At 67.7% G+C, this 26,499-nt stretch carries 31 protein-coding genes; 9 read left to right on the top strand and 22 right to left on the bottom strand.

Annotated elements, in window-relative coordinates; translation table 11 throughout:
- Nucleotides 1–49: 49 nt before the first annotated feature.
- The gene (locus tag GGR88_RS12420) at nucleotides 50–1,042 is read left to right on the top strand and encodes a DUF1176 domain-containing protein (RefSeq protein ID WP_167955467.1); all 993 of its coding nucleotides are present in this window, start codon (nucleotides 50–52) and stop codon (nucleotides 1,040–1,042) included.
- Here the strand turns inward: GGR88_RS12420 and egtD are convergent.
- The 4 genes from egtD to gluQRS all read right to left on the bottom strand — a co-directional run bounded on the left by egtD (nucleotide 1,039) and on the right by gluQRS (nucleotide 4,551).
- Nucleotides 1,039–2,001 (bottom strand): L-histidine N(alpha)-methyltransferase, encoded by a 963-nt coding sequence (egtD, locus tag GGR88_RS12415; RefSeq protein WP_167955465.1) that lies wholly within the window; start codon nucleotides 1,999–2,001, stop codon nucleotides 1,039–1,041. The two genes, GGR88_RS12420 and egtD, sit on opposite strands and share 4 nt — an antisense overlap.
- Complete coding sequence (gene egtB, locus GGR88_RS12410) at nucleotides 2,001–3,269, bottom strand: ergothioneine biosynthesis protein EgtB (protein WP_167955463.1); 1,269 nt, start codon at nucleotides 3,267–3,269, stop codon at nucleotides 2,001–2,003. The genes egtD and egtB overlap by 1 nt, the downstream gene beginning before the upstream one ends.
- 163 nt (nucleotides 3,270–3,432) lie before the next feature.
- Complete coding sequence (locus GGR88_RS12405) at nucleotides 3,433–3,654, bottom strand: twin transmembrane helix small protein (RefSeq protein WP_167955461.1); 222 nt, start codon at nucleotides 3,652–3,654, stop codon at nucleotides 3,433–3,435.
- A gap of 3 nt (nucleotides 3,655–3,657) precedes the next feature.
- Nucleotides 3,658–4,551: a tRNA glutamyl-Q(34) synthetase GluQRS gene (gluQRS, locus tag GGR88_RS12400; RefSeq protein ID WP_167955459.1), complete on the bottom strand. Its 894-nt coding sequence runs from the start codon at nucleotides 4,549–4,551 to the stop codon at nucleotides 3,658–3,660.
- 55 nt (nucleotides 4,552–4,606) lie between these two features.
- On the opposite strand from gluQRS, the gene GGR88_RS12395 reads away from it, so the two are divergent.
- Nucleotides 4,607–5,173 carry an HNH endonuclease gene (locus tag GGR88_RS12395; RefSeq protein WP_167955457.1) on the top strand — a complete coding sequence of 189 codons (567 nt, stop codon included), beginning with the start codon at nucleotides 4,607–4,609 and terminating at the stop codon, nucleotides 5,171–5,173.
- Nucleotides 5,154–7,832: a phosphoenolpyruvate carboxylase gene (ppc, locus tag GGR88_RS12390; RefSeq protein WP_167955455.1), complete on the top strand. Its 2,679-nt coding sequence runs from the start codon at nucleotides 5,154–5,156 to the stop codon at nucleotides 7,830–7,832. The genes GGR88_RS12395 and ppc overlap by 20 nt, the downstream gene beginning before the upstream one ends.
- Nucleotides 7,833–7,850: 18 nt before the next feature.
- Here ppc and GGR88_RS12385 read toward each other — a convergent pair whose 3' ends face one another.
- The 4 genes from GGR88_RS12385 to argH are packed head-to-tail and all read right to left on the bottom strand — an operon-like array spanning nucleotide 7,851 to nucleotide 11,690.
- Nucleotides 7,851–8,804 (bottom strand): zinc transporter ZntB, encoded by a 954-nt coding sequence (locus GGR88_RS12385; RefSeq protein ID WP_167955453.1) that lies wholly within the window; start codon nucleotides 8,802–8,804, stop codon nucleotides 7,851–7,853.
- Entirely contained in the window at nucleotides 8,801–10,072 is a 1,272-nt protein-coding gene (lysA, locus tag GGR88_RS12380; protein WP_167955451.1) for a diaminopimelate decarboxylase, read from the bottom strand. The genes GGR88_RS12385 and lysA overlap by 4 nt, the downstream gene beginning before the upstream one ends.
- Nucleotides 10,072–10,317, bottom strand: a complete 246-nt coding sequence (locus tag GGR88_RS12375; protein WP_167955449.1) for a hypothetical protein — start codon at nucleotides 10,315–10,317, stop codon at nucleotides 10,072–10,074. Before GGR88_RS12375 ends, lysA begins: the two co-directional genes overlap by 1 nt.
- The gene (gene argH / locus GGR88_RS12370) at nucleotides 10,314–11,690 is read right to left on the bottom strand and encodes an argininosuccinate lyase (RefSeq protein WP_167956221.1); all 1,377 of its coding nucleotides are present in this window, start codon (nucleotides 11,688–11,690) and stop codon (nucleotides 10,314–10,316) included. Before argH ends, GGR88_RS12375 begins: the two co-directional genes overlap by 4 nt.
- Nucleotides 11,691–11,706: 16 nt before the next feature.
- Here argH and GGR88_RS12365 point away from each other — a divergent pair, with 16 nt between their 5' ends.
- Together GGR88_RS12365 and GGR88_RS12360 are read left to right on the top strand one after the other, a co-directional pair.
- A complete protein-coding gene (locus GGR88_RS12365) occupies nucleotides 11,707–12,282 on the top strand; it encodes a TlpA family protein disulfide reductase (RefSeq protein ID WP_245196909.1) in 576 nt (191 codons plus the stop codon).
- Nucleotides 12,283–12,342: 60 nt separating this feature from the next.
- Nucleotides 12,343–12,705, top strand: coding sequence for a DUF4440 domain-containing protein (locus GGR88_RS12360; protein ID WP_167955447.1), 363 nt, complete (start codon nucleotides 12,343–12,345; stop codon nucleotides 12,703–12,705).
- A gap of 46 nt (nucleotides 12,706–12,751) precedes the next feature.
- On the opposite strand, the gene GGR88_RS15405 is transcribed toward GGR88_RS12360, so the two are convergent.
- The 3 genes from GGR88_RS15405 to GGR88_RS12345 all read right to left on the bottom strand — a co-directional run bounded on the left by GGR88_RS15405 (nucleotide 12,752) and on the right by GGR88_RS12345 (nucleotide 15,031).
- Nucleotides 12,752–13,435, bottom strand: coding sequence for a PEPxxWA-CTERM sorting domain-containing protein (locus GGR88_RS15405; protein WP_245196908.1), 684 nt, complete (start codon nucleotides 13,433–13,435; stop codon nucleotides 12,752–12,754).
- 100 nt (nucleotides 13,436–13,535) lie between these two features.
- Complete coding sequence (gene dapD, locus GGR88_RS12350; protein WP_167955445.1) at nucleotides 13,536–14,363, bottom strand: 2,3,4,5-tetrahydropyridine-2,6-dicarboxylate N-succinyltransferase; 828 nt, start codon at nucleotides 14,361–14,363, stop codon at nucleotides 13,536–13,538.
- Nucleotides 14,360–15,031, bottom strand: a complete 672-nt coding sequence (locus GGR88_RS12345; RefSeq protein ID WP_167955443.1) for a pyrimidine 5'-nucleotidase — start codon at nucleotides 15,029–15,031, stop codon at nucleotides 14,360–14,362. Before GGR88_RS12345 ends, dapD begins: the two co-directional genes overlap by 4 nt.
- 116 nt (nucleotides 15,032–15,147) lie before the next feature.
- Between GGR88_RS12345 and GGR88_RS12340 the strand changes: the two genes are divergently transcribed.
- The gene (locus GGR88_RS12340) at nucleotides 15,148–17,487 is read left to right on the top strand and encodes a S8 family peptidase (protein ID WP_167955441.1); all 2,340 of its coding nucleotides are present in this window, start codon (nucleotides 15,148–15,150) and stop codon (nucleotides 17,485–17,487) included.
- A gap of 4 nt (nucleotides 17,488–17,491) precedes the next feature.
- Here the strand turns inward: GGR88_RS12340 and GGR88_RS12335 are convergent, their stop codons facing one another.
- The 11 genes from GGR88_RS12335 to GGR88_RS12285 all read right to left on the bottom strand — a co-directional run bounded on the left by GGR88_RS12335 (nucleotide 17,492) and on the right by GGR88_RS12285 (nucleotide 24,306).
- Nucleotides 17,492–17,974, bottom strand: coding sequence for an MmcB family DNA repair protein (locus GGR88_RS12335; RefSeq protein ID WP_167955439.1), 483 nt, complete (start codon nucleotides 17,972–17,974; stop codon nucleotides 17,492–17,494).
- Between the two features lie 57 nt (nucleotides 17,975–18,031).
- Nucleotides 18,032–18,646 carry a cell wall hydrolase gene (locus tag GGR88_RS12330; protein WP_167955436.1) on the bottom strand — a complete coding sequence of 205 codons (615 nt, stop codon included), beginning with the start codon at nucleotides 18,644–18,646 and terminating at the stop codon, nucleotides 18,032–18,034.
- A gap of 158 nt (nucleotides 18,647–18,804) precedes the next feature.
- A complete protein-coding gene (locus GGR88_RS12325; RefSeq protein WP_167955434.1) occupies nucleotides 18,805–19,143 on the bottom strand; it encodes a DUF1491 family protein in 339 nt (112 codons plus the stop codon).
- Nucleotides 19,140–19,616, bottom strand: a complete 477-nt coding sequence (locus GGR88_RS12320) for a PaaI family thioesterase (RefSeq protein WP_342449798.1) — start codon at nucleotides 19,614–19,616, stop codon at nucleotides 19,140–19,142. Before GGR88_RS12320 ends, GGR88_RS12325 begins: the two co-directional genes overlap by 4 nt.
- A complete protein-coding gene (locus tag GGR88_RS12315; RefSeq protein WP_167955432.1) occupies nucleotides 19,603–20,070 on the bottom strand; it encodes a PTS sugar transporter subunit IIA in 468 nt (155 codons plus the stop codon). The genes GGR88_RS12320 and GGR88_RS12315 overlap by 14 nt, the downstream gene beginning before the upstream one ends.
- Before the next feature lie 66 nt (nucleotides 20,071–20,136).
- A complete protein-coding gene (hpf, locus tag GGR88_RS12310) occupies nucleotides 20,137–20,709 on the bottom strand; it encodes a ribosome hibernation-promoting factor, HPF/YfiA family (RefSeq protein WP_167955430.1) in 573 nt (190 codons plus the stop codon).
- Between the two features lie 49 nt (nucleotides 20,710–20,758).
- Nucleotides 20,759–21,475 carry a DNA polymerase III subunit epsilon gene (gene dnaQ / locus GGR88_RS12305; RefSeq protein ID WP_167955428.1) on the bottom strand — a complete coding sequence of 239 codons (717 nt, stop codon included), beginning with the start codon at nucleotides 21,473–21,475 and terminating at the stop codon, nucleotides 20,759–20,761.
- Complete coding sequence (coaE, locus tag GGR88_RS12300; protein WP_167955426.1) at nucleotides 21,436–22,077, bottom strand: dephospho-CoA kinase; 642 nt, start codon at nucleotides 22,075–22,077, stop codon at nucleotides 21,436–21,438. The genes dnaQ and coaE overlap by 40 nt, the downstream gene beginning before the upstream one ends.
- Nucleotides 22,074–22,883: a shikimate dehydrogenase family protein gene (locus tag GGR88_RS12295; protein WP_167955424.1), complete on the bottom strand. Its 810-nt coding sequence runs from the start codon at nucleotides 22,881–22,883 to the stop codon at nucleotides 22,074–22,076. The genes coaE and GGR88_RS12295 overlap by 4 nt, the downstream gene beginning before the upstream one ends.
- A complete protein-coding gene (locus GGR88_RS12290; protein WP_342449797.1) occupies nucleotides 22,880–23,476 on the bottom strand; it encodes a Maf family protein in 597 nt (198 codons plus the stop codon). The genes GGR88_RS12295 and GGR88_RS12290 overlap by 4 nt, the downstream gene beginning before the upstream one ends.
- Nucleotides 23,473–24,306, bottom strand: coding sequence for a pyruvate, water dikinase regulatory protein (locus GGR88_RS12285; protein WP_167955420.1), 834 nt, complete (start codon nucleotides 24,304–24,306; stop codon nucleotides 23,473–23,475). Before GGR88_RS12285 ends, GGR88_RS12290 begins: the two co-directional genes overlap by 4 nt.
- A gap of 289 nt (nucleotides 24,307–24,595) precedes the next feature.
- Between GGR88_RS12285 and hemE the strand changes: the two genes are divergently transcribed.
- The 3 genes from hemE to GGR88_RS12270 are packed head-to-tail and all read left to right on the top strand — an operon-like array spanning nucleotide 24,596 to nucleotide 26,414.
- Nucleotides 24,596–25,645: a uroporphyrinogen decarboxylase gene (hemE, locus tag GGR88_RS12280; RefSeq protein ID WP_425338486.1), complete on the top strand. Its 1,050-nt coding sequence runs from the start codon at nucleotides 24,596–24,598 to the stop codon at nucleotides 25,643–25,645.
- Entirely contained in the window at nucleotides 25,645–26,076 is a 432-nt protein-coding gene (locus tag GGR88_RS12275) for a CopD family protein (protein ID WP_167955416.1), read from the top strand. Before hemE ends, GGR88_RS12275 begins: the two co-directional genes overlap by 1 nt.
- Complete coding sequence (locus GGR88_RS12270; protein ID WP_167955414.1) at nucleotides 26,076–26,414, top strand: hypothetical protein; 339 nt, start codon at nucleotides 26,076–26,078, stop codon at nucleotides 26,412–26,414. The genes GGR88_RS12275 and GGR88_RS12270 overlap by 1 nt, the downstream gene beginning before the upstream one ends.
- The last annotated feature ends 85 nt before the right edge of the window (nucleotides 26,415–26,499 follow it).

The raw sequence follows: 26,499 nt of genomic DNA, 5'->3' as shown, positions 1-26,499 counted from the left end.
GTCGCTGACCGCCCTACCCGCGCTTCGCTCACTCGGCTAGGATCCAGCCATGCCGCTCGCCATCTTCGTCGCCCTTGCCGTGCAGTCGGCAACCGCGCGGGCCCTGCCCGGCGACGTCAGGACCTATACCGACTGGGTGGTCGGCTGCGACAATGGGCTGGCCTGCAAAGCCGTCGCGGTCGCTCCGGAAGGTGCGACAGCCGATCCTCCGCTGGTCATCACCGTGGATCGCGCTCCCGGAGCAGACGGCGAGACGATCGTCCAGATATCGGGCGAGGACCGGCCGATCGTGGGGCGGGTCAGCCTGATGGTGGATGGTCGCGCGATCGCGGCTGCCACAGCGTCCGACGGTGCGGTGCGCATCGGCGGCATGCCGGGCCTCGACGCCGCGCGCGCAATCGCGAACGGCCGCCGGGTCGAGCTTCGCGGCGCAGCCGGACGCTGGTCCGGCGCATCACTGGCCGGCGCGGCGGCCGCCCTTCGCGACATGGACGCGCGACAGGGGCGCGCCGGCAGCCGGGGTGCGATCGTGGCGCGGGGGACAGCCGCAGACATGGCACCGGCGCCGCCGCTCCCGGTGGTGCGGCGGCGCGGCGAAACAGGCGGTCAGGTGCGGCCCGGTCGCGCGCTGATCGCCGACATGGCGGCGCAGGCCGCCTGCAGCGATCGGGCACGCGAGGTGGAAGCGATATCCGTCCACCCCTTGGATCGGGGCCGGTCACTGGTGCTGCTGCCGTGCCAGCTTGGCGCCTACAACAGCGTGTCGGCGATCTTCGTGGTGGAGCGCGGACGTGCGCGCCCGGCGCCGTTCGACAGCGCTGTGCCGTTGAGCGACAACGGCCGGGTGCCATCGCTCCTGAACGTCGACTTCGACGAAGGCGTGCTCGGAGGATATGGCAAGGGGCGCGGGCTCGGCGACTGCGGCATCGGCGAGGATCATGTCTGGGACGGGGACCGCTTCCGCCTGATCAGCCGGCGAGAGATGCCCGTATGCCGCGGCACGCGGGAGCTCATCACAACCTGGCGCGCCGTCGTCCGCTAGGGCGCCGCGCGGCGCGGGCGCGCCTCCGCCAGCAGCACGGCGAACTGATCTTCCTCGTCCGTCCATTCGTCGATCGGCGTCCATCCGCCGGCGCGGAGCAGAAGCCGGGCGTCGCGCGGCCCATATTTGTGGCTGTTCTCGGTGTGGATGGTCTCGCCGGCCGCCATTTCGAACGACCGACCGTCCACGTCGAACGACACGTCCCGGGTCGCTTCCAGATGCATCTCGATCCGCGCCATCGGGTCGTTCCAGATCGCGCGGTGGCGGAAATGGTCGATCGGAATCGTCCCGCCAAGCTCCTTGTTGATGCGGTGGAGGAGGTTGAGGTTGAAGGCCGCCGTCACCCCGGCAGCATCGTCATAGGCGGGAACGAGGATGTCGGGGCTCTTCACCCGGTCCATGCCGATCAGCAATGCCGCACCTTCGCCAAGCACGTCACGCATGCGCCGGAGAAGGTCGACCGCGGACCGCGGAACCATGTTGCCGATCGTCGATCCCGGGAAAAAACCGAGCTTCGGCAGGTCGGAAACGGCGGCAGGCAGCCGATAGGGCCGCATGAAGTCCGCCTCCAGCGGATGGATGGGGAGGTCGGGAAAGCGCTCCGCCAAGCCCGCGGCGGAGGCACGCAGGAAATCGCCCGAAATATCGATTAGCACATAAGCGGCCGGCTGCGCAGCCCGAAGGAGGTGGGGCGTCTTTGTCGATGATCCCGAACCGAACTCCACCACGGCGCGGCCGAAGCCCGCGGCAGCCGCCATGTCACCCGCGCGGCTTCTCAGCAGCTCGGTCTCGACGCGGGTCGGATAATATTCCGGAAGCCGCGTGATGTCCTCGAACAGCTCCGATCCGCGCTCGTCGTAGAACCAGCGCGCGGGGATCGCGCGCGGCCGCGTGGAAAGGCCCGCAATCACATCGTTCCGGAAGCTGCCGCTGGCGTCGTCGCCTTCCCGATCCGCCATCAGAGATCGCGCGCCAGACGCACGCCGGTGAACTGCCAGCGCTGGTGCGGGTAGAAGAAGTTGCGGTAGCTCGCACGTACATGCCCCCGCGGCGTGGCGCAGCTGCCGCCCCTCAGCACGAACTGCCCGGACATGAACTTCCCATTATATTCTCCGACTGCACCGTCCGCCGCGCGAAAGCCCGGATACGGCCGATAGGCGCTGCCCGTCCATTCCCACACGTCGCCGAACATCTGGCACAAGCCATCCGCCCCGGTGCACGCCCGCGGGCGCACCGCGCCTGCGTCGTCAAGGAAAGTGCCGGCATCCGGATCAAGGCCGCTCGCGGCCGACTCCCACTCCGCCTCGGTCGGGAGCCGCGCGCCGGCCCAGCTGGCATAGGCATCCGCCTCGAACAGGCTGACATGCGTGACCGGCGCAGCGGGATTGACGGCCCGGAGCCCGTCGAGCCCGAAGCGATGCCACCGACCCGCATCGTCAGCCTGCCAGTAAAGCGGCGCCTCCACCCCTTCCGCCTTCACCCAGGACCAACCGTCGGCGAGCCAGTGCCGCGGGTCGCGGTAGCCGCCATCGGCGATGAAGTCGGCCCACTCTCCATTCGTCACCGGACGGCTGGCGAGCGCATGCGGGGCCAGCCAGACGCTGTGGCGCGGTCCTTCGCAATCGAAGGCGAAGCAGTCACCATTATGGCCGATCTCCACCAGCCCCTCTTTCCCGGTAATCCAGCGGATCGGCGGCGGGACGGGTGCGGGCAGCGCCGACGGAGCGTCGAACAGGGCCGGCATCAACGGGTTCTGATGAAGCAGGTGCTGAATGTCGGTGATCAGCAGCTCGCAATGCTGCTCCTCGTGCTGGCAGCCCAGCGAGACGAGCTCACAAGCCACTTCCGGCAGCGTCGGCAGGGCTTCGATGATGGCTGCATCGACATGGGCCCGATAGGCGCGGACCTCGTCGACGGACGGTCGGGTAATCATGCCGCGGCGGTCACGCGCGTGCCGGGCACCTTCCGCTTCGTAGTAGCTGTTGAACAGAAAGGCGTAGCTGGCATCGAACGGGACGTATCCGGCCACATGGTCGCGCAGCACGAAGGTTTCGAAGAACCAGCTGGTATGCGCCAGATGCCATTTTGCAGGCGACGCATCGGGCATCGACTGAACGGTGGCGTCCGCATCGGACAGCGGCCGCGCCAGCGACAGCGTCAACGACCGGGTCGACCGGAATCTCTCCTGCAACGCCAGCGACGCGCGCCGGGTCCGTTGAACAGCCATGAATGCTCCCTCCGCCGCCAAGGCAGAGGAACGCAGGATGTTAGTTAAGGTTTCAACCGAAAAACTTCTGCTTCTCCGACACGCAGAACGTCACATCCTCACGCGGGTTTCAGCGCGGCGGCGACAATCCGCCCAACCTGCATCAATGGACGGATTCGAAACCTCAACGGGACAGCAGCAGCGCCAGCGCCGCGATCAGCACGGCAGCAGCCTGAAAGGTCACGCGCTGCATCATCATCTTGTTCTGTTTCAACCCGGACGCGCTCGCGCCGGTGCCTTTCAGATCGGCTTCCGTCGTGCGGAGGAACGTGACGATTCCACGAACCAGCGCCACGAGGGTCGCGATGGCCGCCAGAACCACGAGGATGATGAGGAAGGTGGTCATGGCCTAGATATAGGAAGGTCGCGGGTCGAATCCAGCCTCGCGCATGGTCTGCCGAAGCTGCATTTTCAACGCTTCCGCATCCTCGCCGCGCTCGCGGAGATCGGCCAGTGCGGCCGCTCCGTCGCGCTTGGCCAGCCTGCGGCCGTCGGCACCCCGGACAAGAGGGTGATGGGCGTAAGCGGGGGTGGGCAGATCGAGCAGCGCCTGCAGCAACCGGTGCACATGCGTCGCCGCGAACAGGTCCTGACCGCGCACGACGATCCCGATCTCCTGCCAGGCATCGTCGATCGTCGCAGCCAGATGATAGCTCGCGGGCGCGTCCTTGCGTGCGAGCACGACGTCACCGGCGAGATCGGGGCGCGCATCGATTGGTCCGACCGCGAGATCGTGCCAGCGGAGCGGGCCAGTTCGAGCCAACGCCTCTGCCATGTCCAGTCGCCAGGCATGGGCCATCGTTGCGACCCGTTCGTCACGGTCCGCGGGATCAAGATGCCGGCAGGTGCCCGGATAGACGGCGGCAGTGCCGTGCGGCGCCGACGTGCTGGCCGCGATGTCGGCGCGCGTGCAGAAGCAGGGGTAAATCAGCCCGGCGCCGCGAAGCTTGTCGAGAACGGCGCGGTACACGGGCAGGCGCGTCGATTGCAGAACGGGCGGCGCGTCCGGTTCCAGCTCCAGCCATGCCAGATCGGCGTGGATGCCGGCGACATGTTCCGGGCGGGATCGGCTGCCGTCGATATCCTCGATGCGCAGGAGGAAGCGGCCGCCCGCTGCCCGTGCCACGTCATGCGCCATCAACGCCGATGCCGCATGACCCAGATGGAGCGGGCCCGTCGGGCTAGGCGCAAAGCGGCTGGTGCCACTCCCCGCTTGACGGCACGACTCGGGAAATGGTGTCATGAGTCCGTCACCTCCGCTTGGCAGGAGGCGCAGCAACGAAGGGGAGGCGAGGCCAATGTTCCATCCCGACCTGATCCGGCACCCGGACAGCTGCCCGACGTTGGTGCTGAACGCGGACTACACGCCGCTCAGTTATTATCCGCTGAGCCTCTGGCCCTGGCAGACCGCGGTCAAGGCCGTGTTTCTGGAGCGGGTGGACATCGTCTCCTGCTATGAGCGGGAGGTGCGCAGCCCGTCCTCGCGCATGAAGCTGCCGTCGGTGATCGCGCTGCGGCAATATGTGCGCCCGTCCGAACATCCTGCCTTCACCCGCTTCAATCTGTTCCTGCGCGACCGCTTTGCCTGCCAATATTGCGGCACGCCGAAGGACCTGACGTTCGACCATGTGGTGCCCCGCGCGCAGGGCGGCAGGACGACGTGGGAGAATGTGTCCACGGCCTGCGCGCCTTGCAACCTGAAGAAGGGCGGCCGTACGCCCAAGCAGGCCGGCATGGCGCTCCACCTTCAGCCGTTCCGGCCGACAAGCTGGCAATTGCAGGAGAACGGGCGTGCTTTCCCGCCCAATCACCTGCATGAGAGCTGGCATGACTGGCTCTACTGGGATGTCGAACTCCTCGCCTGACGGCGCAAATGGCGGCCGTGCGTCGCCGATCGCGCAGAATGCGGACATCCGCTTTCTCGGCAGGATCCTTGGCGACGTCATTCGCGCGCAAGGCGGCGATGCGCTGTTCGAACGGACGGAGGCGATCCGCCAGGCGTCCGTGGAGCGCGCGCGCGGGCTGGGCGGGCGCGACGCGATCGACAGCGAGCTCGGCGCGCTCGATCTCAACGACACGCTCGCCTTCGTTCGCGGCTTCATGCTGTTCTCGATGCTCGCCAACCTGGCCGAGGATCGTGCCGGCATCGCGGCAGAGACAGGTGCGACCTTTGCGGAGGCGGTGGAGCGGCTGAAGGCCAACGGCGTCGATGCCGACGCCATTGTCGCGATGCTGGACAAGGCGCTGGTCTCGCCGGTGCTGACCGCGCATCCGACGGAGGTCCGGCGCAAGTCGATGATCGACCACCGCAACCGCATCGCCACGCTGATGCGGTTGCGCGACAGCGGGGCGGAAGAGACGCCGGATGGCGACCTGCTGGCCGACGCGATCCACCGTCAGGTGGCCTTGCTGTGGCAGACGCGCCCGATCCGGCGGGAACGCATGCCGGTTGCGGACGAAGCGGAAACCGCCCTGTCCTACCTGCGCGACAGCTTCCTGCCGGCGCTGCCCGCACTTTACGCTCGCTGGGAACGGGCTCTCGGCGCCCGGCCGGCAAGCTTTCTTCGCCCCGGAACCTGGATCGGCGGCGATCGGGACGGCAATCCCTTCGTCACCGCGGATGCGTTACGCTCTGCCATGGCGCATGCGTCCGCCGCAGCCATCGACAGCTATCTCGACCAGCTGCACGCGCTCGGTGCCGAGCTGTCCATCTCCAACGAACTCGCGGCGGCAAGCGCGGCCGTGCAGACGCTGGCCGACAGGAGCGGCGACGATGCCCCGAGCCGCCAGGACGAGCCCTACCGGCGCGCCCTCACCGGCATCTATGCACGGCTGTCCGCCACCCGCGCGGCTCTGGCCGGCGGGCCTGCACCGCGTCCGGCGCGCGGGGTCGGGGAGCGCTATGCCGACCCGGCCGAGCTGCGCGCGGATCTGGTCGCGATCGCCCGGTCCCTGTCCGACAGCACCGAGGCGCTTGGCGGCGGCGGCGCCCTTGGCCGCCTCATCCGCGCGGTGGACACCTTCGGCTTCCACCTGGCGACGCTCGACATGCGCCAGAACAGCGCGGTGCACGAACGAACGGTGGCCGAGCTGCTGAAGGCCGCGGGCGTGTGCGACGATTACCTCGCACTGGATGAGGACGCGCGCGTGGCGATCCTCCGTCCGGAGATTGCCTCTCCCCGTCCGCTGACCGTGCCCGAGCATGACTATGGCGACGAAACCGCCGGGGAACTCGCCATCTTCCGCGCGGCTGCCGAAACCCGGAAGCGCTACGGCGCGGCCTGCATCGCCCATTCCATCGTGTCGATGGCCAAGTCGGTGTCCGACCTTCTCGAAGTGACGCTGCTGCTGAAGGAAGCCGGCCTGTCGGCGGTGATGCCGATCCCGCTGTTCGAGACGATCGGCGACCTGGAGGCAGCGCCCGACATCATGCGCGCCTGGCTGTCGCTGCCGGAGGTCGCCGCCATCGTCACCGCGCGCGGGCATCAGGAAGTGATGATCGGCTACTCGGACAGCAACAAGGACGGCGGCTACCTGACCTCCACCTGGTCGCTGGATGTCGCATCCCGTGCGCTGAAGCCGGTGCTGGAGGAAGCCGGCGTCGCCATGCAGTTGTTCCACGGTCGCGGCGGCGCGGTCGGGCGGGGAGGCGGCTCATCCTATGCCGCGATCCTGGCGCAACCTCGTGGCACGGTGCAGGGCCGCATCCGCATCACCGAGCAGGGCGAGGTGATCGCAGCCAAATATGGCACGCGCGACAGCACCATGACCAACCTGGAGGCGATGGCGTCCGCCACGATCGTCGCCACGCTGGAGCCGGCACAGGTCAGCGACACCGATGTCAGGCGCTTCGAAGCCGCCATGACGTCGCTGTCGGATCACGCCTTCCGCGCCTATCGCGGCCTTGTCTACGAGACGGACGGCTTCACCACGCTGTTCCGGCAGATGACGCCCGTGCGCGAGATCGCGAGCCTGAAGATTGGTTCGCGCCCCGCCAGCCGCACGAAGTCGGAACGGATCGAGGATCTGCGCGCGATCCCCTGGGTGTTCAGCTGGGCACAGGCGCGCGTCATGCTGCCGGGATGGTACGGGGTGGGTCAGGCCATGGCCGCCTTCGAGGACAAGGCGCTGCTGCGCGACATGGCGGTGGGCTGGCCCTTCCTGCGCTCCGCGCTTGCCAACATGGAGATGGTGCTCGCCAAGTCCGACATGGGCATCGCTGCGCGCTATGCCGGCCTGGTCGAGGACGATCGGCTGCGCGATGCGATCTTCGGCAGGATTCGCGATGGGTGGACGCAGGCGCATGACGCGCTGCTCGACGCGACCGGCCAATCGCGCCTGCTCGAGCACAACGAGGCGCTGGACCGCTCCATCCGCCTGCGCCTGCCCTATATCGAGCCGCTCAACCTGCTGCAGATCGAGCTTTTGAAGCGGTACCGGTCCGGAGAGTCCGACGATCGCGTGGCCGAGGGGATCCAGCTCTCGATCAACGCCATCGCGACCGCACTGCGCAACAGCGGCTGAGCCGCCGGCTCGCAACCGTCAGCGCCGGAACCAGTGCGCTCGGATGAAATAGCCGCCCAGCCCGGCCGCCATCAGCACGCATATCCCGACGACAGCGCTGAAAGCCCAGGGTTCGTCGGCATAGGGGATGCCGGCCACGTTCATGCCGAGCAGCCCCGTCACAAAGGTCAGCGGCAGGAAGATCAGCGCCACCACGGCCACCAGCAGCGATCGTGTGTCGAGCAGTTCCGCCCGCATGTCGGTCAGCTGATCGTGCATCAGGGCCGCACGCTCGCGGATGCTTTCCAGCTCCTCCGTCATGCGGGCGAAGCGGTCTCCCGCTTCGGCGATATGCTGGCGGTCCGATGCATCGAGCCAGCCGACCTCCAGCCCCGCCAGCCGCTCCAGGGCGTCGCGTTGCGGCTGGACGAAACGGCGATAGTCGATCGCGGTGCGCCGCGCCGCCGAAACGGCCCGCCGGAAGCGCCAGCTGTCACGCGCATCCAGCTCGATTTCGCACGCATCGAGCGAATCTCCCAATGCAGCCACATCGGGGTCGAGAAGCTTGGTGATGGCCACCGCGATCGCGGTGACGAGGTCGCCGGGATCGTTGAGCTTGCCTTCCTCCATCTTCGCCTGGACGGCCGGAAGCGCCGACAGGGTCACGCGCGACACGGACACCACCCGGCCGCGCGTCACGTACATCCGCACCGACGCCAACGAATCCGCTGCCTCCTCCGGATTGGCGGCAAGCCCGCGGAGGTTGACGATCGCGCCCTCCTCCATCGGCTCGCAGCGTGGCCGGGTCTCTGTGGCCGTCAGCGCGCCGATCACGATCGACGGGAGCTTCGCCGTGTCACGCAGCCAATCTGGAATGCTCTGGTCGCTGCCCTCCAGATGAACCCAGGACAGCCCTTCGCAGGGCTCCACCGCCGCTTCCGGCGACACCGTCTGCGGCGCGCCGTCGCACAGGCGCCAGGCCATTGCCTTCATGCCGTCAGCCAGTCCGGTCGACGTTCGGCCGCAATCATCTCCCGCAGCGACTGGCGCTCTCGCACCACCGCCCAGCGGCTGCCGGACACGAGCACCTCCGGCGTCAGCGGTCGGCTGTTGTAGGTGCTGGCCATCGTCGCGGCATAGGCACCTGCCGTCATGAAGGCGACGCGGTCGCCCTCGCCCACCTGGTCCATCTCCCGTGCCGTTGCGAAGGTGTCACCGCTTTCGCACACGGGACCCACGACATTGGCCATCCAGCGCGCGCCGGTCGGCCGGACGGCACGGATGTCGTGCCAGGCGTCGTAGAGGCTGGGTCGGATCAGGTCGTTCATGCCAGCATCCACGATCACCCACGGATGTTCGGCACCGGGCTTCACCCGGACCACGCTGGCAAGCAGCACACCGGCATTGCCGACGATCAGCCGGCCGGGTTCGAAGGCGAGACGGAGATCCCACCCTGCGGTCGCCTGCGCGACCATTGCGCCATAATCGGCCGGCGTCGGTGGCGGTGGAAGCGCGGGGTCGTAAGGGACGCCCAATCCTCCGCCCAGGTCGGCCAGCTCAATATGGTGACCGTCCGCCCGCAGCTGCCCGATCAGGGTTCCGAGCCGGCCGAACGCTGCGGCAAGCGGCGCCAGGTCGAACAGCTGGCTACCGATGTGAACGGTGACGCCGGTGACGCGCAGCCCTGGCAGGGACGCGGCAGTCGCATAGGCGGCGCGCGCATCCGCCGCCGGAATGCCGAACTTGTTGTCGGCCCGGCCGGTCGAGATCTTGGCGTGCGTTCCGGCGTCGACGTCCGGATTGATGCGAAAGGCGATGTCTGCCGTCCGCCCGGCGGCGACGGCGACCTCCGACAACAGCCGCGCTTCCTCCTGCGACTCCAGGTTGAACTGGAGGATCCCGGCCTCAAGCCCGTCCCGCATCTCCGCCGCGGTCTTTCCCACCCCGGAAAAGAGGATGCGATCGGCGGCGATGCCGGCGGCCCGGGCGCGTGCGACCTCACCGCCCGACACCACATCGGCGCCCAGCCCCGCGCGGCCGAGCGTCGCGAGCACGGCGCCATTTGGATTGGCCTTGACCGCAAAGGCGACGAGCGGGTCGCCGCGCCCCAGCCCGGCGACTGCCTGGCGGAAAACAGCCGCATGTCGCTCAAGCGTCGCGGTGGAGTAGACATAGACCGGCGTGCCGACCGCATCAGCGATCTCATCCAGGCACACGTCCTCCACGAACATGCGACCGTCGCGAACCTCGAAATGATCCATCAGGCGGTCGGCGGCAGGTCGAAGCGGTCGTCCTCGCGCTCTTCCGACCGGCGGAGCAGCTCGTCCGAGCGTTGCGGGCGCGCCTGCGGCCCCGGCGTCATCAGCTCCTCCGCGGTCGGCGCCTCGCGCGCCGCGTAGGGCGTTGGCGGAAGCGACGCGCCCTCCTGCGGTCGCAGCGCGGCACGGCCGCCGCATCCCGCCAGAAGTGCCAGCATGCCAAGCAGCGCGATGGACCGGGCCTTCATGACGTCATCCCCAACACAGCCTTGGCTTCCGTGACACGGTCGCGGACCTGCGCCGGCGCGGTGCCGCCGAAACTCGTCCGGCTGGCGACCGATGCGTCCACCGCCAACACCGCGCGGGCATCCCCGCTCAAGCGCGGATCGATCGCCTGGAGCCGGTCGAGCGGAAGCGCGTCGAGTGCCACGCCCGCTTCCTCCGCCGCCTTCACGGTTGCGCCAACGATATGGTGCGCCTCACGAAATGGCACGCCACGTTCGCGCACCAGCCAGTCGGCAAGGTCAGTGGCGGTGGCGAAACCCGCCTCGGCTGCGGCCCGCATCCGGTCCGTGCGAAAGGCCACGCTTTCCACCATGCCCGTCATGGCGGCCAGCGACAGCGCCAGCAGGTCGTGCGCCTCGAACAGCGGCGGCTTGTCGTCCTGCATGTCCTTTGAATAGGCGAGCGGCAGGCCCTTCATCGTCACAAACAGCGACACCATGGCGCCAGCGATCCGCCCGGCATGCCCGCGGACGAGCTCGGCCGCATCAGGATTGCGCTTCTGCGGCATGATCGACGATCCGGTCGACCATGCGTCTGACAGCGTGACGAAGCCGAATGGCTGCGACGCCCACAGCACCAGCTCCTCTGCCAGGCGGGACAGATGCACCGAACAGGTCGCAGCGGCGGTCAGGTAGTCGAGCGCGAAATCGCGGTCGGACACCGCATCCAGCGAGTTGCGCGTCGGACGGTCGAAGCCGAGCGCCTCGGCCGTCGCCACGCGGTCGATGGGAAAGCCGGTCCCGGCGAGCGCGGCGGACCCGAGCGGGCACTCGTTGAGGCGTTCGCGCGCATCGCTGAAGCGGCTGCGGTCCCGCGCCAGCATCTCGTAATAGGCCATCAGATGGTGGCCGAGGGTCACCGGCTGCGCGGCCTGCAGATGGGTGAAGCCGGGCATGACGCTGTCGGCATGCTCACCCGCGCGGTTGACCAGGACTTTCTGGAGCGCCGCCAGACCGCCATCGACCTCATCGATGGCATCGCGCACCCACAGCCTGAAGTCGGTCGCCACCTGGTCGTTCCGGCTGCGTGCGGTATGAAGCCTGCCGGCGGCGGGACCGATATCGTCGGCAAGCCGCGCCTCCGTCGCCATGTGGATGTCTTCCAGCGCAGGATCGTCCGGCAGGTCTCCCGCAGCATAGCCGTCGCGTACGCGGCCAAGTCCGTCGCGGATCGCGGCCGCGTCCGTGGACGGCACGATGCCCTGGCGCCCCAGCATGTCGACATGGGCGATCGATCCGGCGACGTCTTGACGCCACATCCGCTTGTCGAAGCCGATTGACGCGTTAATCTCGCGCATGACCGCGGCCGGTCCCCCGGCGAAGCGGCCGCCCCACATCTGATTGGAGCCCGTCTTGCGCCCGTCCGTCACGCCCGCGCTTGTCCTTCTGTTCGCCACCGCCGTCAGCGGCTGCGATAGGGCCTCCACCCCGGCCGAGCAAGCGGAGGCGCCGCGGCAGACGGACCGTGCCGCCCCGGCGCGGCCATCAAGCGGCAAGCTCGACGAGACCCATCGGGGCGAAGCGATGCCGTCGGAGGCGATCATTGCACCGAACGGCACGCCGACCACGCTGGCGTCGCTGCAGGGGCGGCCTGTGCTCGTCAATCTGTGGGCGACCTGGTGCGGTCCATGCGTCGCTGAAATGCCGACGCTTGTTCGGCTGGCCGCGCGGGAGAAGGACCGTCTGGCGGTTGTCATCGTCAGCCAGGACGCTGCCGGTGCCGACCTTAACCGCTTCCTTGATCGCGCCGGCGCCACCTCGTTGCCCAGCTACCGCGATCCGGAAAACGGGCTCGGTTTTGCATACAACAGCGGTCTTCTGCCGACGACGATCCTCTACGACGCCCAGGGTCGCGAGCTGTGGCGGATGGTCGGAGGCTATGAATGGGACAGCCCGGCGGCCGCGCAGCTGGTCGAACGCGCGCTCTGAGCGGTCGGACCCGCATCGCGCGAGGTTCGTTCGGTTAGCCGCACAGCGGAGAACGGGACGATGGACGACGATCGCGTTTGGGATTTCGAGACAAAGCTCTGGAAGGCGGACGAGGCCTTCTACAGGGACAATTTGGACGACAAGGTGATCATGGTCATGCCGTCACCGTTCGGTGTGATGGATGGTGAGCAGGTGATCAAGGGCGTCAGCGACACGCCGCGCTGGTCCACCGTGGAGTTCAGCGAACAGCGCATCTCCCGCATCCAGTACGGGCTGCTTGTCGCCGGATACCGCGTCCATGCCGATAAGGAGGACGCCCCGACCTACGAGGCGTGGTGCACCACCACCTACCGTCTGGATGATCAGGACAAGTGGTGGGTGGTCCAGCATCAGCAGACGCCCATCCACCACCAGGCTGACTGACGACGCGAACGGCTCCGCCCGCCCACGCGGACGGAGCCGCGATCGCTCAGGCGAAAACGGTGCCCGTGCGGCGACGGCGCAGTGCGCCACCGACCAGACCGAAACCGCCGATCATCATCGCCCACGTGGCCGGCTCCGGCACGGCGGCAGCCGGCGGGGTCACCCCCGACACCCGAAAGTTCGCGTCACAGATGCTGGCATCGCCCCGGCAGATCGCGCCGCCGGTCGAACCGGTCGCGATGAGCTGGCCCGGCAGATAGGCGTCGCCGCTCAGCGGCTGGCCATTGTTGGGGCCGCCGATGGCAACGTCCGGTCCATAGACGAGCGCGAGGCGCGACGACGTGGTCGACACCAGCGCGGTGTAGAGGCTGCCCGCCGTCACGGCGACGTTCGGGAGCGCGAAGTCGTACCAGACCGGCGTGCGGCTGTTGATCGTCGTCGGAAGGGTGAAGCTGCCGGTGAACAGCACCGCGCCGTTCAGGCCCTCGCCCTCGCGCAGCGTGAACGTCACCGGGCTGTTCGGCGAATCTGGATTGAGCGAGTTGAACTGTAAGCCGATGCTGGTCAGCACGCTGTCCACGGACGTGAAGGACTGTCCGATCGGACCCGAGGACGACACGCCCGTCGCGCGGATACCGGACCCAGACACGACCTCGAACGTGGCGGCGCTGGCCGGCGCGGCGAGGAGCCCGCTGCCCAGCGCGGCAGCAAGAAGAAGCGAACGCGACATGATGGTAAACCCCGTTTAACGTTGCGGAGGCCTTCCCCTGTGGGGCGCCCGTTTCAGTCTGATGACGGGCGCGACGAGCCGAGTGTGCCAGCCTGGCGCATCAGTCGCGCAGCAGCTCGTTGATCGATGTTTTTGCGCGGGTCCGCTCATCGACGCGCTTCACGATCACCGCGCAGTACAGGTTGGGTCCGCCGCTCGCCCCCGGCATCGAGCCGGGAACGACGACGGCATAGGGCGGTACCTCGCCCACCATCACCACGCCGGTGTCGCGGTCGACGATCCGAGTGGATGCGCCCAAGTAGACGCCCATCGATAGCACCGCGCCCTCGCCGACGCGCACGCCTTCGGCGACTTCAGACCGCGCACCGATGAACGCACCGTCCTCGATCACCACCGGCCCTGCCTGCAGCGGCTCCAGCACGCCGCCAATGCCGGCACCGCCGGATATGTGGACGTTGCGCCCGATCTGCGCGCAGCTGCCGACGGTCGCCCAGGTGTCGACCATGGTGCCTTCCCCGACATGAGCACCGATGTTGACGAAGGACGGCATCAGCACCGCGCCCTTGCCGATGAAAGCGCCGCGCCGCACGATCGCGCCCGGAACGGCGCGGAAACCCGCTTCAGCGAAGCGCGCGGCGTCCCACCCGTCGAACTTCGATGGCACCTTGTCCCACCAGGGCGCGCCGCCGGGTCCACCGGGGATTGGCGTCATGGCGTTCAGTCGGAAGGAAAGCAGCACCGCCTGCTTCACCCATTGATTGACCTGCCATCCGCCGCCGTGCGTCGGATCTGCAACGCGCAGGCTGCCATCGTCCAGTCCGGCGATGACAGTGTCGACTGCGTCCCGCAGCGGCCCGCCGCTGTCCGGTCCGACGCTATCGCGCGCGTCCCATCCCGCCTCGATGATGCGCCGCAGCTCGTCCGTCATGCCCGTTCCTCCAAGATATGCTCGAGCCAGTCGCCCAGGTCGGCGGTGCGATGGTCCACGAAGTCGTTACTGGCCGATGCGCCGGCCTGCTCCGATCCGTTGTCCACCCACAGCGTCGTCATGCCGATCGCCTTTGCGGGTGCAAGATTGCGCGCCATGTCGTCTGCAAAGAGCGACTCGGCCGCATCGATGGCGAAGGCCTCGGTCATCGACCGATAGGCGGCGGCATGCGGCTTCGGCTGATAGGCGCAGGCATGAATGTCGTGGATCCGCTCGAACGAGCCGCCGAGGCCGAGCCGGTCCAGCACCCGGCGAGCGTAGGGCTCGTCGCCGTTGGTGAAGACGAGCTTGCGCCCGGGCAGCGCGGCGATCAGCCGGACAAGCCGCTTGTCCTCTGCCAGGACCTCCATGCGAATATCGTGAACATAGGCGAGAAAGGCATGCGGATCGACGCCATGCGTCCGCATCAGACCTGACAGCGTGGTGCCATGCTCGTGGAAATGCTGCTTTTGGATCCTGCGCGCCTCGTCCGCCTCGACGCCGAGCAGATCGCCCACAAAGGCCGTCATCCGCGCATCCACCTGACCGAACAGGTCGCTGGTCGCCGGGTAGAGCGTGTTGTCCAGGTCAAACACCCAGTTGCGGACATGGGCAAGTGCGGGGAGCATCGCCGGAGCGCTTAGCCGCCGATCCAAGTCCGGGGCAACGACCGCGTCGGAATTCATGGATCGGAAAGCCGTCGGCAGCTACAGAGTTGCCCGATTCTTTTCGGGAAATGAGCAGGATGCGTCGTTCGCGGGTTCGGTTGATGCTCGCCGGCTCCACCATTGCCGCATTGTCGGGCTGTGGTGGTGGTGGCGGGGGTGGTGTGCAGTCCACGCCGCCGCCGGTGTCGACACCGGCACCTGTCCCGACGCCCGCCCCCTCCCCGGCACCTGCGCCCGCGCCTACGCCGGCACCTGCGCCCGCCCCGGCCCCCACGCCCGCGCCCGTCGCCAGCAACTTCAACACGGCGGAATATCAGCGATCGTCCGGGCTGGTTCAGGCCAATGCGATCACCGCCTATCAGCGGGGCGTTACCGGGTCCGGCGTCACCGTTGGCGTGATTGACAGCGGCATCGATGTCGACAGTCCGGAATTTGCAGGCCGGATCAGCGCCGCGTCCACCGATCTCGTGTCGACGCGCGGGCTGCAGGATGAAAGCGGCCACGGCACGGCGGTCTCTTCCGTCATCCTCGGTGCTCGCAACAACAGCGGCACGCACGGGGTGGCGTTCGACTCGACGCTGCTCGTGCTGCGAACCGACAGCGTCGGCAGCTGCAACACCACCGGGGAAGACAGCGGCTGCAAGCACAGCGATCAGGCGATGGCGCGGGCGCTGGATCGTGCCGCCTCGTCGGGTGCGAAGGTCGTCAATATCTCGCTCGGCGGCTCGGCGGGTGGGACCGCGTTTCGAAACGCGGTCGGTCGCGCCGTCGCGGCAGGCATCGTGATTGTGATCTCCTCCGGCAATGACGGCGCGGCGGATCCCGATGCCCTGTCGCTCATCGCCAACGACGGCATCGCGCGTGGACAAGTTATCATTGCCGGGTCCGTCGATAGCGCCGCCAACATCTCCAGCTTCAGCAACCGGGCGGGATCGGGCGCGGCCAACTACCTGGTGGCGCTCGGGGAGCGGGTGCGCGCGCCGGACCAGGAGGGCACCGCCTATCTGTTCAGCGGCACCTCTTTTGCCGCGCCGCATGTCGCCGGGGCGCTCGCCCTGCTGTCGCAGGCCTTTCCGAACCTGACCGGGCGGCAGCTGGTGGAGCTTCTGTATACCGCGGCGACTGACCTCGGCGATGCAGGCACCGACGCCGTATACGGACGCGGCCTCCTGAACATCGCCCGCGCCTTTCAACCGATCGGCGCGATGTCGCTTGCCGGCGGCACGGCCGTGGTATCGGGCAGCGACAACGGCGCGCTGTCGTCACCAATGGGCGATGCCGGCGGCCAGAACGGCCCGATGGGGGCAGTGATCCTCGACGGCTTTGATCGCGCCTTTGCCGTCGAACTCGCCGGGACGGTCGCGGCAGCGCGACCGAATGCGGTCCTGAGCGCGGCGCTGGCGCCCGGCTATCGCACCCTCGCCGCCGGCGGAGGGGCCGCCGCCGTCGCTCTCCAGATCCGCCAATCACCCACCGCGGTGGCGCTTGATCAGATGACGCTAACGGAAATGGAGCGCGACCGCGCGGTCGCCATGGCGGGGATGGTGACCTCGCGGATCGGCCGCTCCACCGACGTCGCGCTGGGCATTTCCTACAGCGGGGCAACCCTGGCGGCACAGCTCCACCGTGCGCCGCAGCCTGCCTTTCTCGTCGCCCGCGACGGTGCGCAGGACCTCGGGTTCGACCGTCAGCCAGGCGCCGCAACGGCACTCCGGCATCAGGTCGGACAGACTGCCCTTTGGGTCAGTGCCGAACAGGGCGCAGCCCTGACCCCCACCGAAGCGGAGCTCGAGACGCTGATCGGCGGCTATCGTCGCAATGGTTATGCGATGGTCGGGGTCGGCGTGGAGCGACGTTTCGGTCCCGTCACCGGCCGCATCAGCCTGTCGCAACTGAGCGAGGAGCGGACCGTGCTTGGGGCACGCTTCGGTCCGCTGTTCGGCGTTAGCGGGGCGGACAGCTGGTTTGTCGATGCGGACGCTGCGGTGCCGATCGGCGCGTGGACGCTCGGGCTCGGCCTGCGGCAGGGATGGACCCGCGTCTCTGCCGGCGGTGCGAGGCTCGACGCCAGCACCCTTCGCAGCTCCGGCTGGCGCATCGATCTCTCGCGAAACGGCATCATGACGCCGGGTGATCGGATCGGCTTTCGCATGGTGCAGCCGCTCCGGGTGGCCTCCGGCGCGTTCACCTTGGATCTCGCCAGCGGCTATGATTACGCGTCCGGCGTCACCGGCATCACGCCCTACCGCTTCGGCCTCACGCCGGGCGGCCGGGAGATCGATTGGGAAGCGGCCTATTCGGTAGGCTGGCTTGGTGGTCGCCTGGACGCCAACCTGTTCTGGCGCCGCGATCCGGGCAACATCGCCGCGATGCCGGACGACCATGGCGCCGCGATGCGCTTTTCCCGCGGCTTCTGATCCGTCAGCCGGCGCTCTCGCAATCGGGATCGCCGGCTCCCAGCAGCCGCCGCGCCGCGCGACGCCCGAAGCGCAAGACCTCGGCCTTGCGCCGGGCGGCCGCCAGCGGACGCACAGCGGGCTCGCGGACGATCGCGGCGTCGTACCGATCCGCGACGATCAGCCCGCAGGCGCCGTCACACAGCCCTTCCCGCTCGAACAATGACAGATCAAAGCCGCCCGGGACTGCCCAGTAGAAGCGATCGCAATAATCCAGATAGTCCGGCCATTTGCCGTCGCCGAGCAGATCCGCCCGCGATACCTTGATCTCGACGATCACGATCGTGCCGCGCGAACACACCGCCATCAGATCCGCCCGCCGACCATTCGGCAGGGGTACTTCAGGCATCGCCACCAGATCGTGCCGCAGCAACAGCCGCGATGTGCCCCGAGCAACGTCGGCGGCGGTCAGCGGCGCGGCATCGTCTGTGAGCGGGCGGGCAGCCATGCCCTTGTCCCTAGAACATCATGTGAACGGATGGAAGCGGCGCGAGAGCCGCATCGATCAACGATAGAAGACGTGGTTGCCCACGCGCGCGATCCGGTCGCGGCGCCAGCCCGGCGTCAACCGCGCGGCATGGAAGAACATCGCGTTGCTGACGCTGCTTTGCCAGCTGTCCGCCATCGCCACCGCGGCGATCGCAACTGCCTCACGCCATGCGCGGCTCGCGCGATTGATCGGCGGGAAGCCGCCGCCGCGCACGAACGAGAACTGGCCACGCTGGAAGACAACGCCGCAAGCAGTCTCCGGAAACCGACCTGATTCCGCGCGGTTCATGATCACCTGCGCCACGGCCAGCTGACCGTCGAGCGGCTCGCCCTTGGATTCGAAATAAACGGCTCCAGCCAGGCATTCATGCTGTCGGTCGAGCTCGGCCGGAACGGCGGTTTCCTCAACCAGCTCGGACAGCGACGTCGGGGTGGTCGGGGCGTCTGCCGTGCCGTCGAGAACGCCCTGATCAACAATCACCGCGGGAACGATCAGCGCAGCCGATGCGTTCTGAAGGCCTGGGTTGGTGATCTCCTGGGCCAGGGCGGTGCCCGGCTCCATTCCGATCAGTGCGACAAACGCACCCAACACAATGGCCGCACCGCTGGCGACCCGAAATGTCATCGTCATCAAGACTTCATCATGTGCGGTTGATCGGCGCGGGCGCGCAGGACGTCTGAATGGAGGCCCCCGGTTCGATCACCCGACTGCGTTGTCGTCGCCGAAAAGATGGCACGACCCGACGCGTGAGCTGTTGGTCGCCGATTGCTGCCGGCCCGGTTAACGAGTCAATTCAGCCCGATCGTTTCAGCGGCGAACCGTTCGGCGTCCGCGATATCCAGTTCGACGATCCAGAGATCGGGATCATGTCGGCGCCGCTGCTCGATCCACACAGTCACGGATTCGTCATCCGGCGACTCAGGTCCGGCGCGGCGCAGGATCCGCTTTCCGTCCGGGCCGGTCGCGAGTTCGCGCACCGCAACCGTCCTGCCTGTCTCGCGGCACACTAGGACGAGCGCGCCCGCATCACGCTCTCCGCGTGCCAGCAGCATTCCAAATCCGCCCGCGGCCGCCGCGCGTCGCAGCAGCGCGCCGGCAAGAACATGGGTGGGCAGCCGCCCGCTCATCCCTGCCGGGCATACCCTGCCAGGGTGGCAAGCGGGATGTGCGATCGCATGAATGTGCCGGTTCCCCGCCCGACTTCCTCGCCGTCCGCGTCGAGCAGGCGCGCATCCGCTATCAGGACGCGTCGCTCACCACTGATCCAGCGTCCTTCGGCCGTCACGACACCGGCCTTCAACGGACGCGTGAACAGAAGATTGAAGGCGGTGGTGAGAAGAAACCGGTCGGTCACGCGGCTGTTGGCCGCATAGAAGGCCGCATCGTCCAGCATCTTGAAGTACACCGTGCCATGGGCTGCGCCGGCGGCATGATGGTGGGCCGGATCGACCTCGAACCGGATACGGGAAATCCCCGGCTCCGGAATGGCGAGCATCGATGGGAAGAGCCGGTTGATGGGTGCCGCGGCGTAAAGCGCCTCGAGTGCGCGGTGATGCGCCTCCGCCCCGGCCGGGGCGCCAGCCGGATCAGGCGGCGTCACGTTGCCCGGTATCTGACAACAGCGCGTAAAGCGCGTCGCGTGATCCCGCCCCCCTCAGCTTGGCGACAAAGCTGCGGTCTCGGAGCCGGCGGCTGACGCCTGCCAGCGCTTTCAGATGCTCGGCACCGGCGTCCGGCGGCGACAGCAGCGCGAAGACGAGATCCACCGGAAGATCGTCGACCGCCTCGAAGTCGATCGCACGATCGAGCCGCACGAACAGCCCGACGATGCGATCAAGTCCCGCAACCTTGCCATGCGGAATGGCGATGCCGCCGCCAAAGCCCGTCGACCCGAGCCGTTCGCGGTCGGTCAGCCTCTCGGTCACGGCACGGGCCTCCAGCCCCGCGACATCGGCCGCAAGGCTTCCCAGCTGCACGAACAGGGCCTTCTTGTTCGCCGCGGCGAACGAGTCCGCCACCGCGCCCGGCGCAAGCAGCGCGCTCAATTCCGTCATCGCTCGTCCATCAGGGGGTCGTGCTGGCTCGCACGACCCGTCGTTGATGCTGATCGCCCGACGCAATCAGCCGGCGCGCTGCGGCTCCACCCAGCCGATCGTGCCGTCGCCGCGCCGATAGACCATGTTGAACGCCCCTGTCCCGCTATTCTTGAACAACAGTGCGTTCGTGTTGCGAAGATCCAGCATCATCACGGCGTCGGACACGCTGCTGTCGGGAACATCAACGCGCGTTTCAGCGATGATCAGCGGGTTATCGGCCGCCTCCTCTTCTTCGTCCGATGCCTGGAAGATGGTGTAGCCGGCGTCATAGGCGAGCGCGTCTCCGTCGCCTTCGCCCTTGTGATCGCGCAGACGCCGGACATAGCGCCGCAACTGCTTCTCGATCTTCGCTGCGGCGACGTCGAAGGCAGGATGCGCTTCGGTGCCTTCGCCATGGGCCTTCAGGATCACGCCCTGGTTGACGTGCGCGACGATGTCGCAATCGAAACGGTAATCGTGTGGTCCCTTGTTGAAGGTAACCTGGGATGAAATGGCCCGGGAGAAATACTTATCCGCTATGCCCTGCATCCGCTCCTCGACATGCTCCCGAAGTGCCTCGCCGGTGTCGACCTGGTGGCCGGATACGCGGATTTCCATCCTTCTCTCCAACTGCTTCTCGGCGCCCTGCGCCGTCTAGGGATTCAGATCAACCGACCGCCGCAACGGCGGTTCCGGTCTCGTTCCAGAGCGGATTTGCGATCCGCGACAGGAAGTGCGCATGCGCCGCCAGTTCGTCGGCGGACGCCGCATGCGGGCGCGGAGGGTAGAGCCGACGCACCAGCGTCTCCGTGCCCAGCCCGCCCGTCTCGACCTGTACCCGGCCGCTCGCTTCTGCCAGCGAAAAGCCGATCTGACGTCCGCCGGTCAGCTCGACATAAACCTGCGCGAGGAGCTGCGCGTCGAGCAGAGCGCCATGTTTCACACGGTGGCTGCGGTCGATCCCGAAGCGGGAGCACAGCGCGTCCAGGCTGTGCTTGGCACCCGGATGGCGGCTGCGCGACAGGGCCAGCGTATCGACCATCCGCGACATCGGGATCTTCAGCCGGCCGCAGTCGCTCAGCTCCCAGTTGAGGAAGCCGAAGTCGAACATCGCGTTGTGCGCGACCAAGGGCGAGTCCTCGAGGAAATCGAGCAGCTCCTCGACCCCCTCTTCGAAGCATGGCTTGTCCGACAGAAACGCTTCGGACAGGCCGTGCACCGCCTGCGCCTCAGGCGGCATCGATCGCTCGGGGCAGTAATAGGCGTGGAACGTCCGGCCCGTCTCCACCCGGTTGAACAGCTCGACGCAGCCGATTTCGACAAGCCGGTGCCCGTCGTTCGGGTTCAGCCCCGTCGTTTCGGTGTCGAAGACGATCTCACGCATGACCTTGCGTATCGCTCCGGTCGTCCGCGGAGGCAAGCGACCAGCCGGCGGACAATTCGCCGGCACTCGGCGATCGGGCGCCCCGTCTCGATGACGAGGTCCGCGCGCCTGCGCTTCACATGGTCGGGAAGCTGGGCGGCCAAGATGCGGCGGAACCGCGCCGACGTCATGCCGTCACGTTCAAGCACGCGTGCGCGCTGAACGGGTCGCGGTGCCGACACGACCACGACCAGGTCGACGGCGCGGTCGCCCCGCGTCTCGAACAGCAGGGGCACGTCGAGCAGAACGGCAGGTCGCGATCGATTGCGCCTGAGGAAGGCGCGGCGGTCCGCAGCGACGGCCGGGTGAACGATCCGCTCCAACCGTCGTCGTGCGCGCCGGTCGCCGAAGACTGCGAGACCGAGTGCGACCCGATCCACGCCGCCCGGCCCGGTGGTGCCAGGAAACGCCCGCTCGATTGCCGACAACAGCGGCGCGCCTGAACCTTGAAGCCGGTGCACCGCCGCGTCGGCGTCGAAAACGGGGATCCCCTCATCCGCGAACATCCGCGCGACCGTTGACTTTCCCATGCCGATCGAGCCGGTCAGCCCGATGCGGATCATGCCACCAGCCGCGCCCGCAAGGCCTCGTCACCCTCTTCGGGAGGCGCCTGCCCGAAGAACAGCTCGAACGCGACCCGCGCCTGTCCGATCAGCATGTCAAGCCCATCGACCGTCGCCAGCTCCGCCTCCGCGGCCGTCTGCAGAAGCGCGGTCTCGAGAGGATGGTAGACAAGGTCATAGACGATGCAGCCGTCATCCTGCTGCGACAGGTCGGGCCGCCAGTCGGGCTGCCCGGCCATGCCAAGCGCACTGGCGTTGACGATCAGGGCCGACGGCGGCGGAACCGCGTCCAGGCCGAGCACGCGCCCCTTGAGGCCGAAATGATGAAGCAACGCCGCGGCCTTCAGCGGCGTCCGGTTCAGCAGCACGACCTCGCCGACTCCCATCTGCCGGAGCGCGAATAAAACGGCTCGGGCGGCACCTCCGGCGCCCGCCACCGTCACGGTGCGGCCGGCAAGGTCGGCATCGGCGATCGGTTCGTAGAAACCGGCTGCATCGGTGTTGGTGGCGACAAGCGCGCCGTCGTCTGCCCGGAACAGTGTATTGGCCGCGCCGATGCTGTCGCGAAGGCCGCCGCGATCTTCGGCAAGCGCCAGCACCGCCTGCTTGTGCGGCATCGTGACGTTGCATCCCCGCCAGTCAGGATCCTTGCGACGTTCGTCGAGGAACGAAGCCAAATCTCCTGCACCGACGGCGGTCGCGTGATAGGCCCCCGGCAGCTTCAGCGCGTCGAGCCAGAAGCGATGAATGACTGGGGAGAGCGAATGGGCAACCGGATCTCCGATCACCTCGGCCCACGCTGTCATGACGGCATCACTCCCAGTCGGCGCAGCTGGGCAAGCAGCGGCAGGAGGGGCAAGCCGACGATCGCCGCCTGTGTCCCCTCGATGCGCTCGAACAGGGTCACGCCCCGGCCCTCGACCCGGTAGCCGCCGACGCAGCCCGCAATTGCCGGCCACTCGGCATCCAGATAATCTTCGAGAAAGGCGTCGCTGAACGCGCGAACGGACAGCCTTGCTTCTTCGACGTGCCGCCAGATTGCCCGGCCCTCGGCGATCAGGACGGCCGCACTCAACAGCCGGTGCGTGCGCCCGCGCAGCAGCCGGAGCTGATCGGCCGCCTCGGCGCGTGACGTTGGCTTGTCGAGCGTGGTGCCGTCGTCGAGTGCCAGGATCTGATCGGCGCCGAGCACCAACCGATCGGGATGCCGACGCGCCACCGCCTGCGCCTTCAAATCGGCAAGCGCATCGGCCAGATCGCGCGGCGCGAGCCGCTCGGCCCGCAGTGACGCCTTGGCGGCATCCTCGTCGACCGGTGCGGCCATCGCGTCGAAGGGCACAGCTGCGGCCTGCAGCAGGGCGGCCCGACCTGCGCTCCGCGAGGCAAGCAACAGCGTCACGACCGCCCCTCGGCTCCCGCAGCGTTGCGCTCGTTCACCAGGTTGATGATCGCCGCAGCGGTTTCCTCGATGGAGCGACGGGTCACGTCGATGATCGGCCATCCTTTGTCGGCGAAGATGCGCCGCGCGAACGTCACCTCCCGCCGCACCGCTTCGTCATCGACATAATCGGTCTCCGGTGCCTGGTTGAGCGACAGGAGCCGGTTGCGCCGCACCTGGATCAGCCTGTCCGGACTGGCGGTGAGGCCGACCACCAGCGGCTGCTTCAGCTCGAACAGGCAGGCGGGCGGCGGGCTCTCGACAACCAGCGGGATGTTCGCCGTCTTGTAGCCCCGATTGGCCAGGTAGATGGACGTCGGCGTCTTGGACGTGCGGCTGATCCCCGCCAGCACGATGTCGGCTTCCTCCCAGTCCTCCTGCCCGATGCCGTCATCATGCGCGATGGTGAACTGGATCGCGTCGACGCGCGCGAAATAAGCGGCATCAAGCATGTGCTGGCGCCCGGGTCGCGCCTTCGCCGGTTGTCCCAGCAGCGTGGACAGCGCGGCGACCACAGGATCGAGCGCTGGAACCGCCGGCAGACCAAGCGCACGGCAGCTCGTCTCCAGCACCCGGCGGATGTCGGGATTGACGAGCGTGAACAGCACCAGCCCGGGGTTCTGCGCGATCTCTCCGAGAATACGCTCAAGGAACGCTTCCGACCGGATCATCGGCCAGAAATGCTTCACCGTCTCAACGCCGTCGAACTGCGCGACCGCGGCCTTGGCCAGCACCTCCAGGGTCTCGCCCGTGCTGTCGGAGAGAAGATGCAGGTGGAGCCGGGTCTTCATGCGCGCGCCATTGCTCACAAGCCTGTGGATAAGCGGCGTCCGGGCTAGCGGATCAACTCGCGGACGCCAAGCCGCAGGGGACAAGTCGCATCGCTGCACGGCTTCATCCACAGCAGGATGAAGTTATCCACAGTCTGTGAAGTGCGGGGAGGATGTCCGGGAATCGGCGGCTTTGCGTCACCGCGCGATTGTCAAAGCGTTGGCAAGTCCGGGACGAACGCCTAAGCCCCGCTTTGCCCCCGGCCAACAGCCTCATCATCCTTTCAAGAGTCTCTTTGAAGATATGGAGATGGACTCCCCCGCCCCGGTTCGCTCGTCGGATCCGCCGCTTCTCGCCACGCTTCGAGGACGCCGGCAGGCCGTTCCGCCGATCTGGCTCATGCGTCAGGCGGGGCGATACCTACCCGAATATCGCGCGCTCCGGGCGGACAAAGGCGGCTTTCTCGCGCTTGCCACCGACAGCGACGCCGCCGCCGAGATCACGCTCCAACCGATCCGACGGTTCGGGTTCGACGGATCCATCCTGTTTTCCGACATCCTGATGGTGCCCTGGGCCTTGGGGCAGGACCTGAGTTTCGTTGCCGGCGAGGGGCCGCGGCTCGCCCCGCCGCTGATCGAGGCAAGGCTCGAGGACTTCATCGCCCATCCGGAGCGGCTGGAGCCGGTCTACGGCACTGTTCGCCGGGTCGCCGCTGCCTTGTCGCCCGCAGTGACCTTCCTGGGCTTCGCAGGGTCGCCCTGGACGGTCGCGACCTACATGGTGGCCGGCCAGGGCAGCCGGGACCAGGCCCGAACGCGCGGCCTCGCTTATTCCGACACCGCGCGGTTCGGTGCGATCATCGACGCCATCATCGGCATGACGGTCGATTATCTGGCAGCGCAGATCGATGCGGGCGTCCACGCTGTGCAGCTGTTCGACAGCTGGGCCGGCAGCCTCAGCCCCGCGCAATTTGAACGCTGGGTGATCGCCCCCAACGAAGCGATCGTTTCGGCGCTGCGGGCGCGTCATCCGACCGTTCCGATCATCGGCTTTCCAAAAGGCGCCGGTGGCAAGTTGCCGGCCTATGTCGCCGGGACCAGGGTCGATGCCGTCGGGCTCGACGAGACGGTGGATCCGCACTGGGCGGACCGCGTCCTCCCACCGGAGCTCCCGGTGCAGGGCAACCTCGATCCCCTGGCGCTGATTGCCGGCGGTGCCGCGCTTGATGCCGGCATTGACCGGATCCTTGATGCCTTCGCCGGCCGCCCCCATATCTTCAATCTCGGGCACGGCATCGATCAGCATACGCCGATCGCGCATGTCGAGCACCTGATCGCCCGCGTGAGGGGTGAAGGCTGATGGGCCAGGCATATCTCTGGCTAAAGGCCGCGCACCTCATCCTCGTGATCTTCTGGATCGCAGGGCTGTTCCTGCTTCCCCGCTTCCACATCTATCATGCGGAGGAGCCGGTGGGCTCGCCGCAGGCGGCGAAATGGATCGAGCGGGAAGGGCGGTTGCGCCGGATCATCCTCAATCCGTCGATGATCGGTGTCTGGATCCTTGGCTTGGCGCTTGCCGTTCAGATCGGCGCGTTCAGCATGGGATGGTTTCATGCCAAGCTCCTGCTGGTGATCCTGCTGAGCGGCTATCACGGCTGGGCGGTCGGTTATGGTCGCAAGCTTGCGGCCGGGCATCGCCCGCCGACCACAAAGGCGCTTCGCCTGCTGAACGAAGTGCCTGGCGTCGCCGTGATCCTGATCGTCATCCTTGTGATCGTGAAGCCACTCTGATGCTCTTGGCGCTTCTTCTGATGCAATCGACGCCGTCCGCGGCCAACCAGGCGGATCTGCGATGCCTCGCGTCGTTCGCCCTCTCGGCGAGCGACAGCCTGACCGCAGAACAGCGTGCGGGCCTTTCCTCTGCCGCCACCTATTTTGTCGGGCGCATCGATGCGCGCACCGCCAACTTCGATTATGAGGCGGCGTTCGTGGATCTGTTCAGCCGGCCCGACGCTCTGGCCGCCATCGACGCGGATCGTCAGCGCTGCGCCGCCTTGGTTCAGGACCGCGGATCGGCCCTCCAGGCTCTCGGTCGTGCCCTGAAGCGGCGCGCGGGCCAGGGTAATTAGCGCCAAGCCTTCTTGGCACCGCTTGACTTGATTCAGGACGCCGCATAGGCCGCAGGTGATCGCGCGCACCCGTTCGGGCTGTCAT

The sequence above is a fragment of the Sphingomonas jejuensis genome (assembly GCF_011927695.1).
GTDB classification, from domain to species: domain Bacteria; phylum Pseudomonadota; class Alphaproteobacteria; order Sphingomonadales; family Sphingomonadaceae; genus Sphingomonas_K; species Sphingomonas_K jejuensis.
Note: the sequence above shows the minus strand (reverse complement) of the source record. Positions and strands in the feature narration are given on the sequence as shown.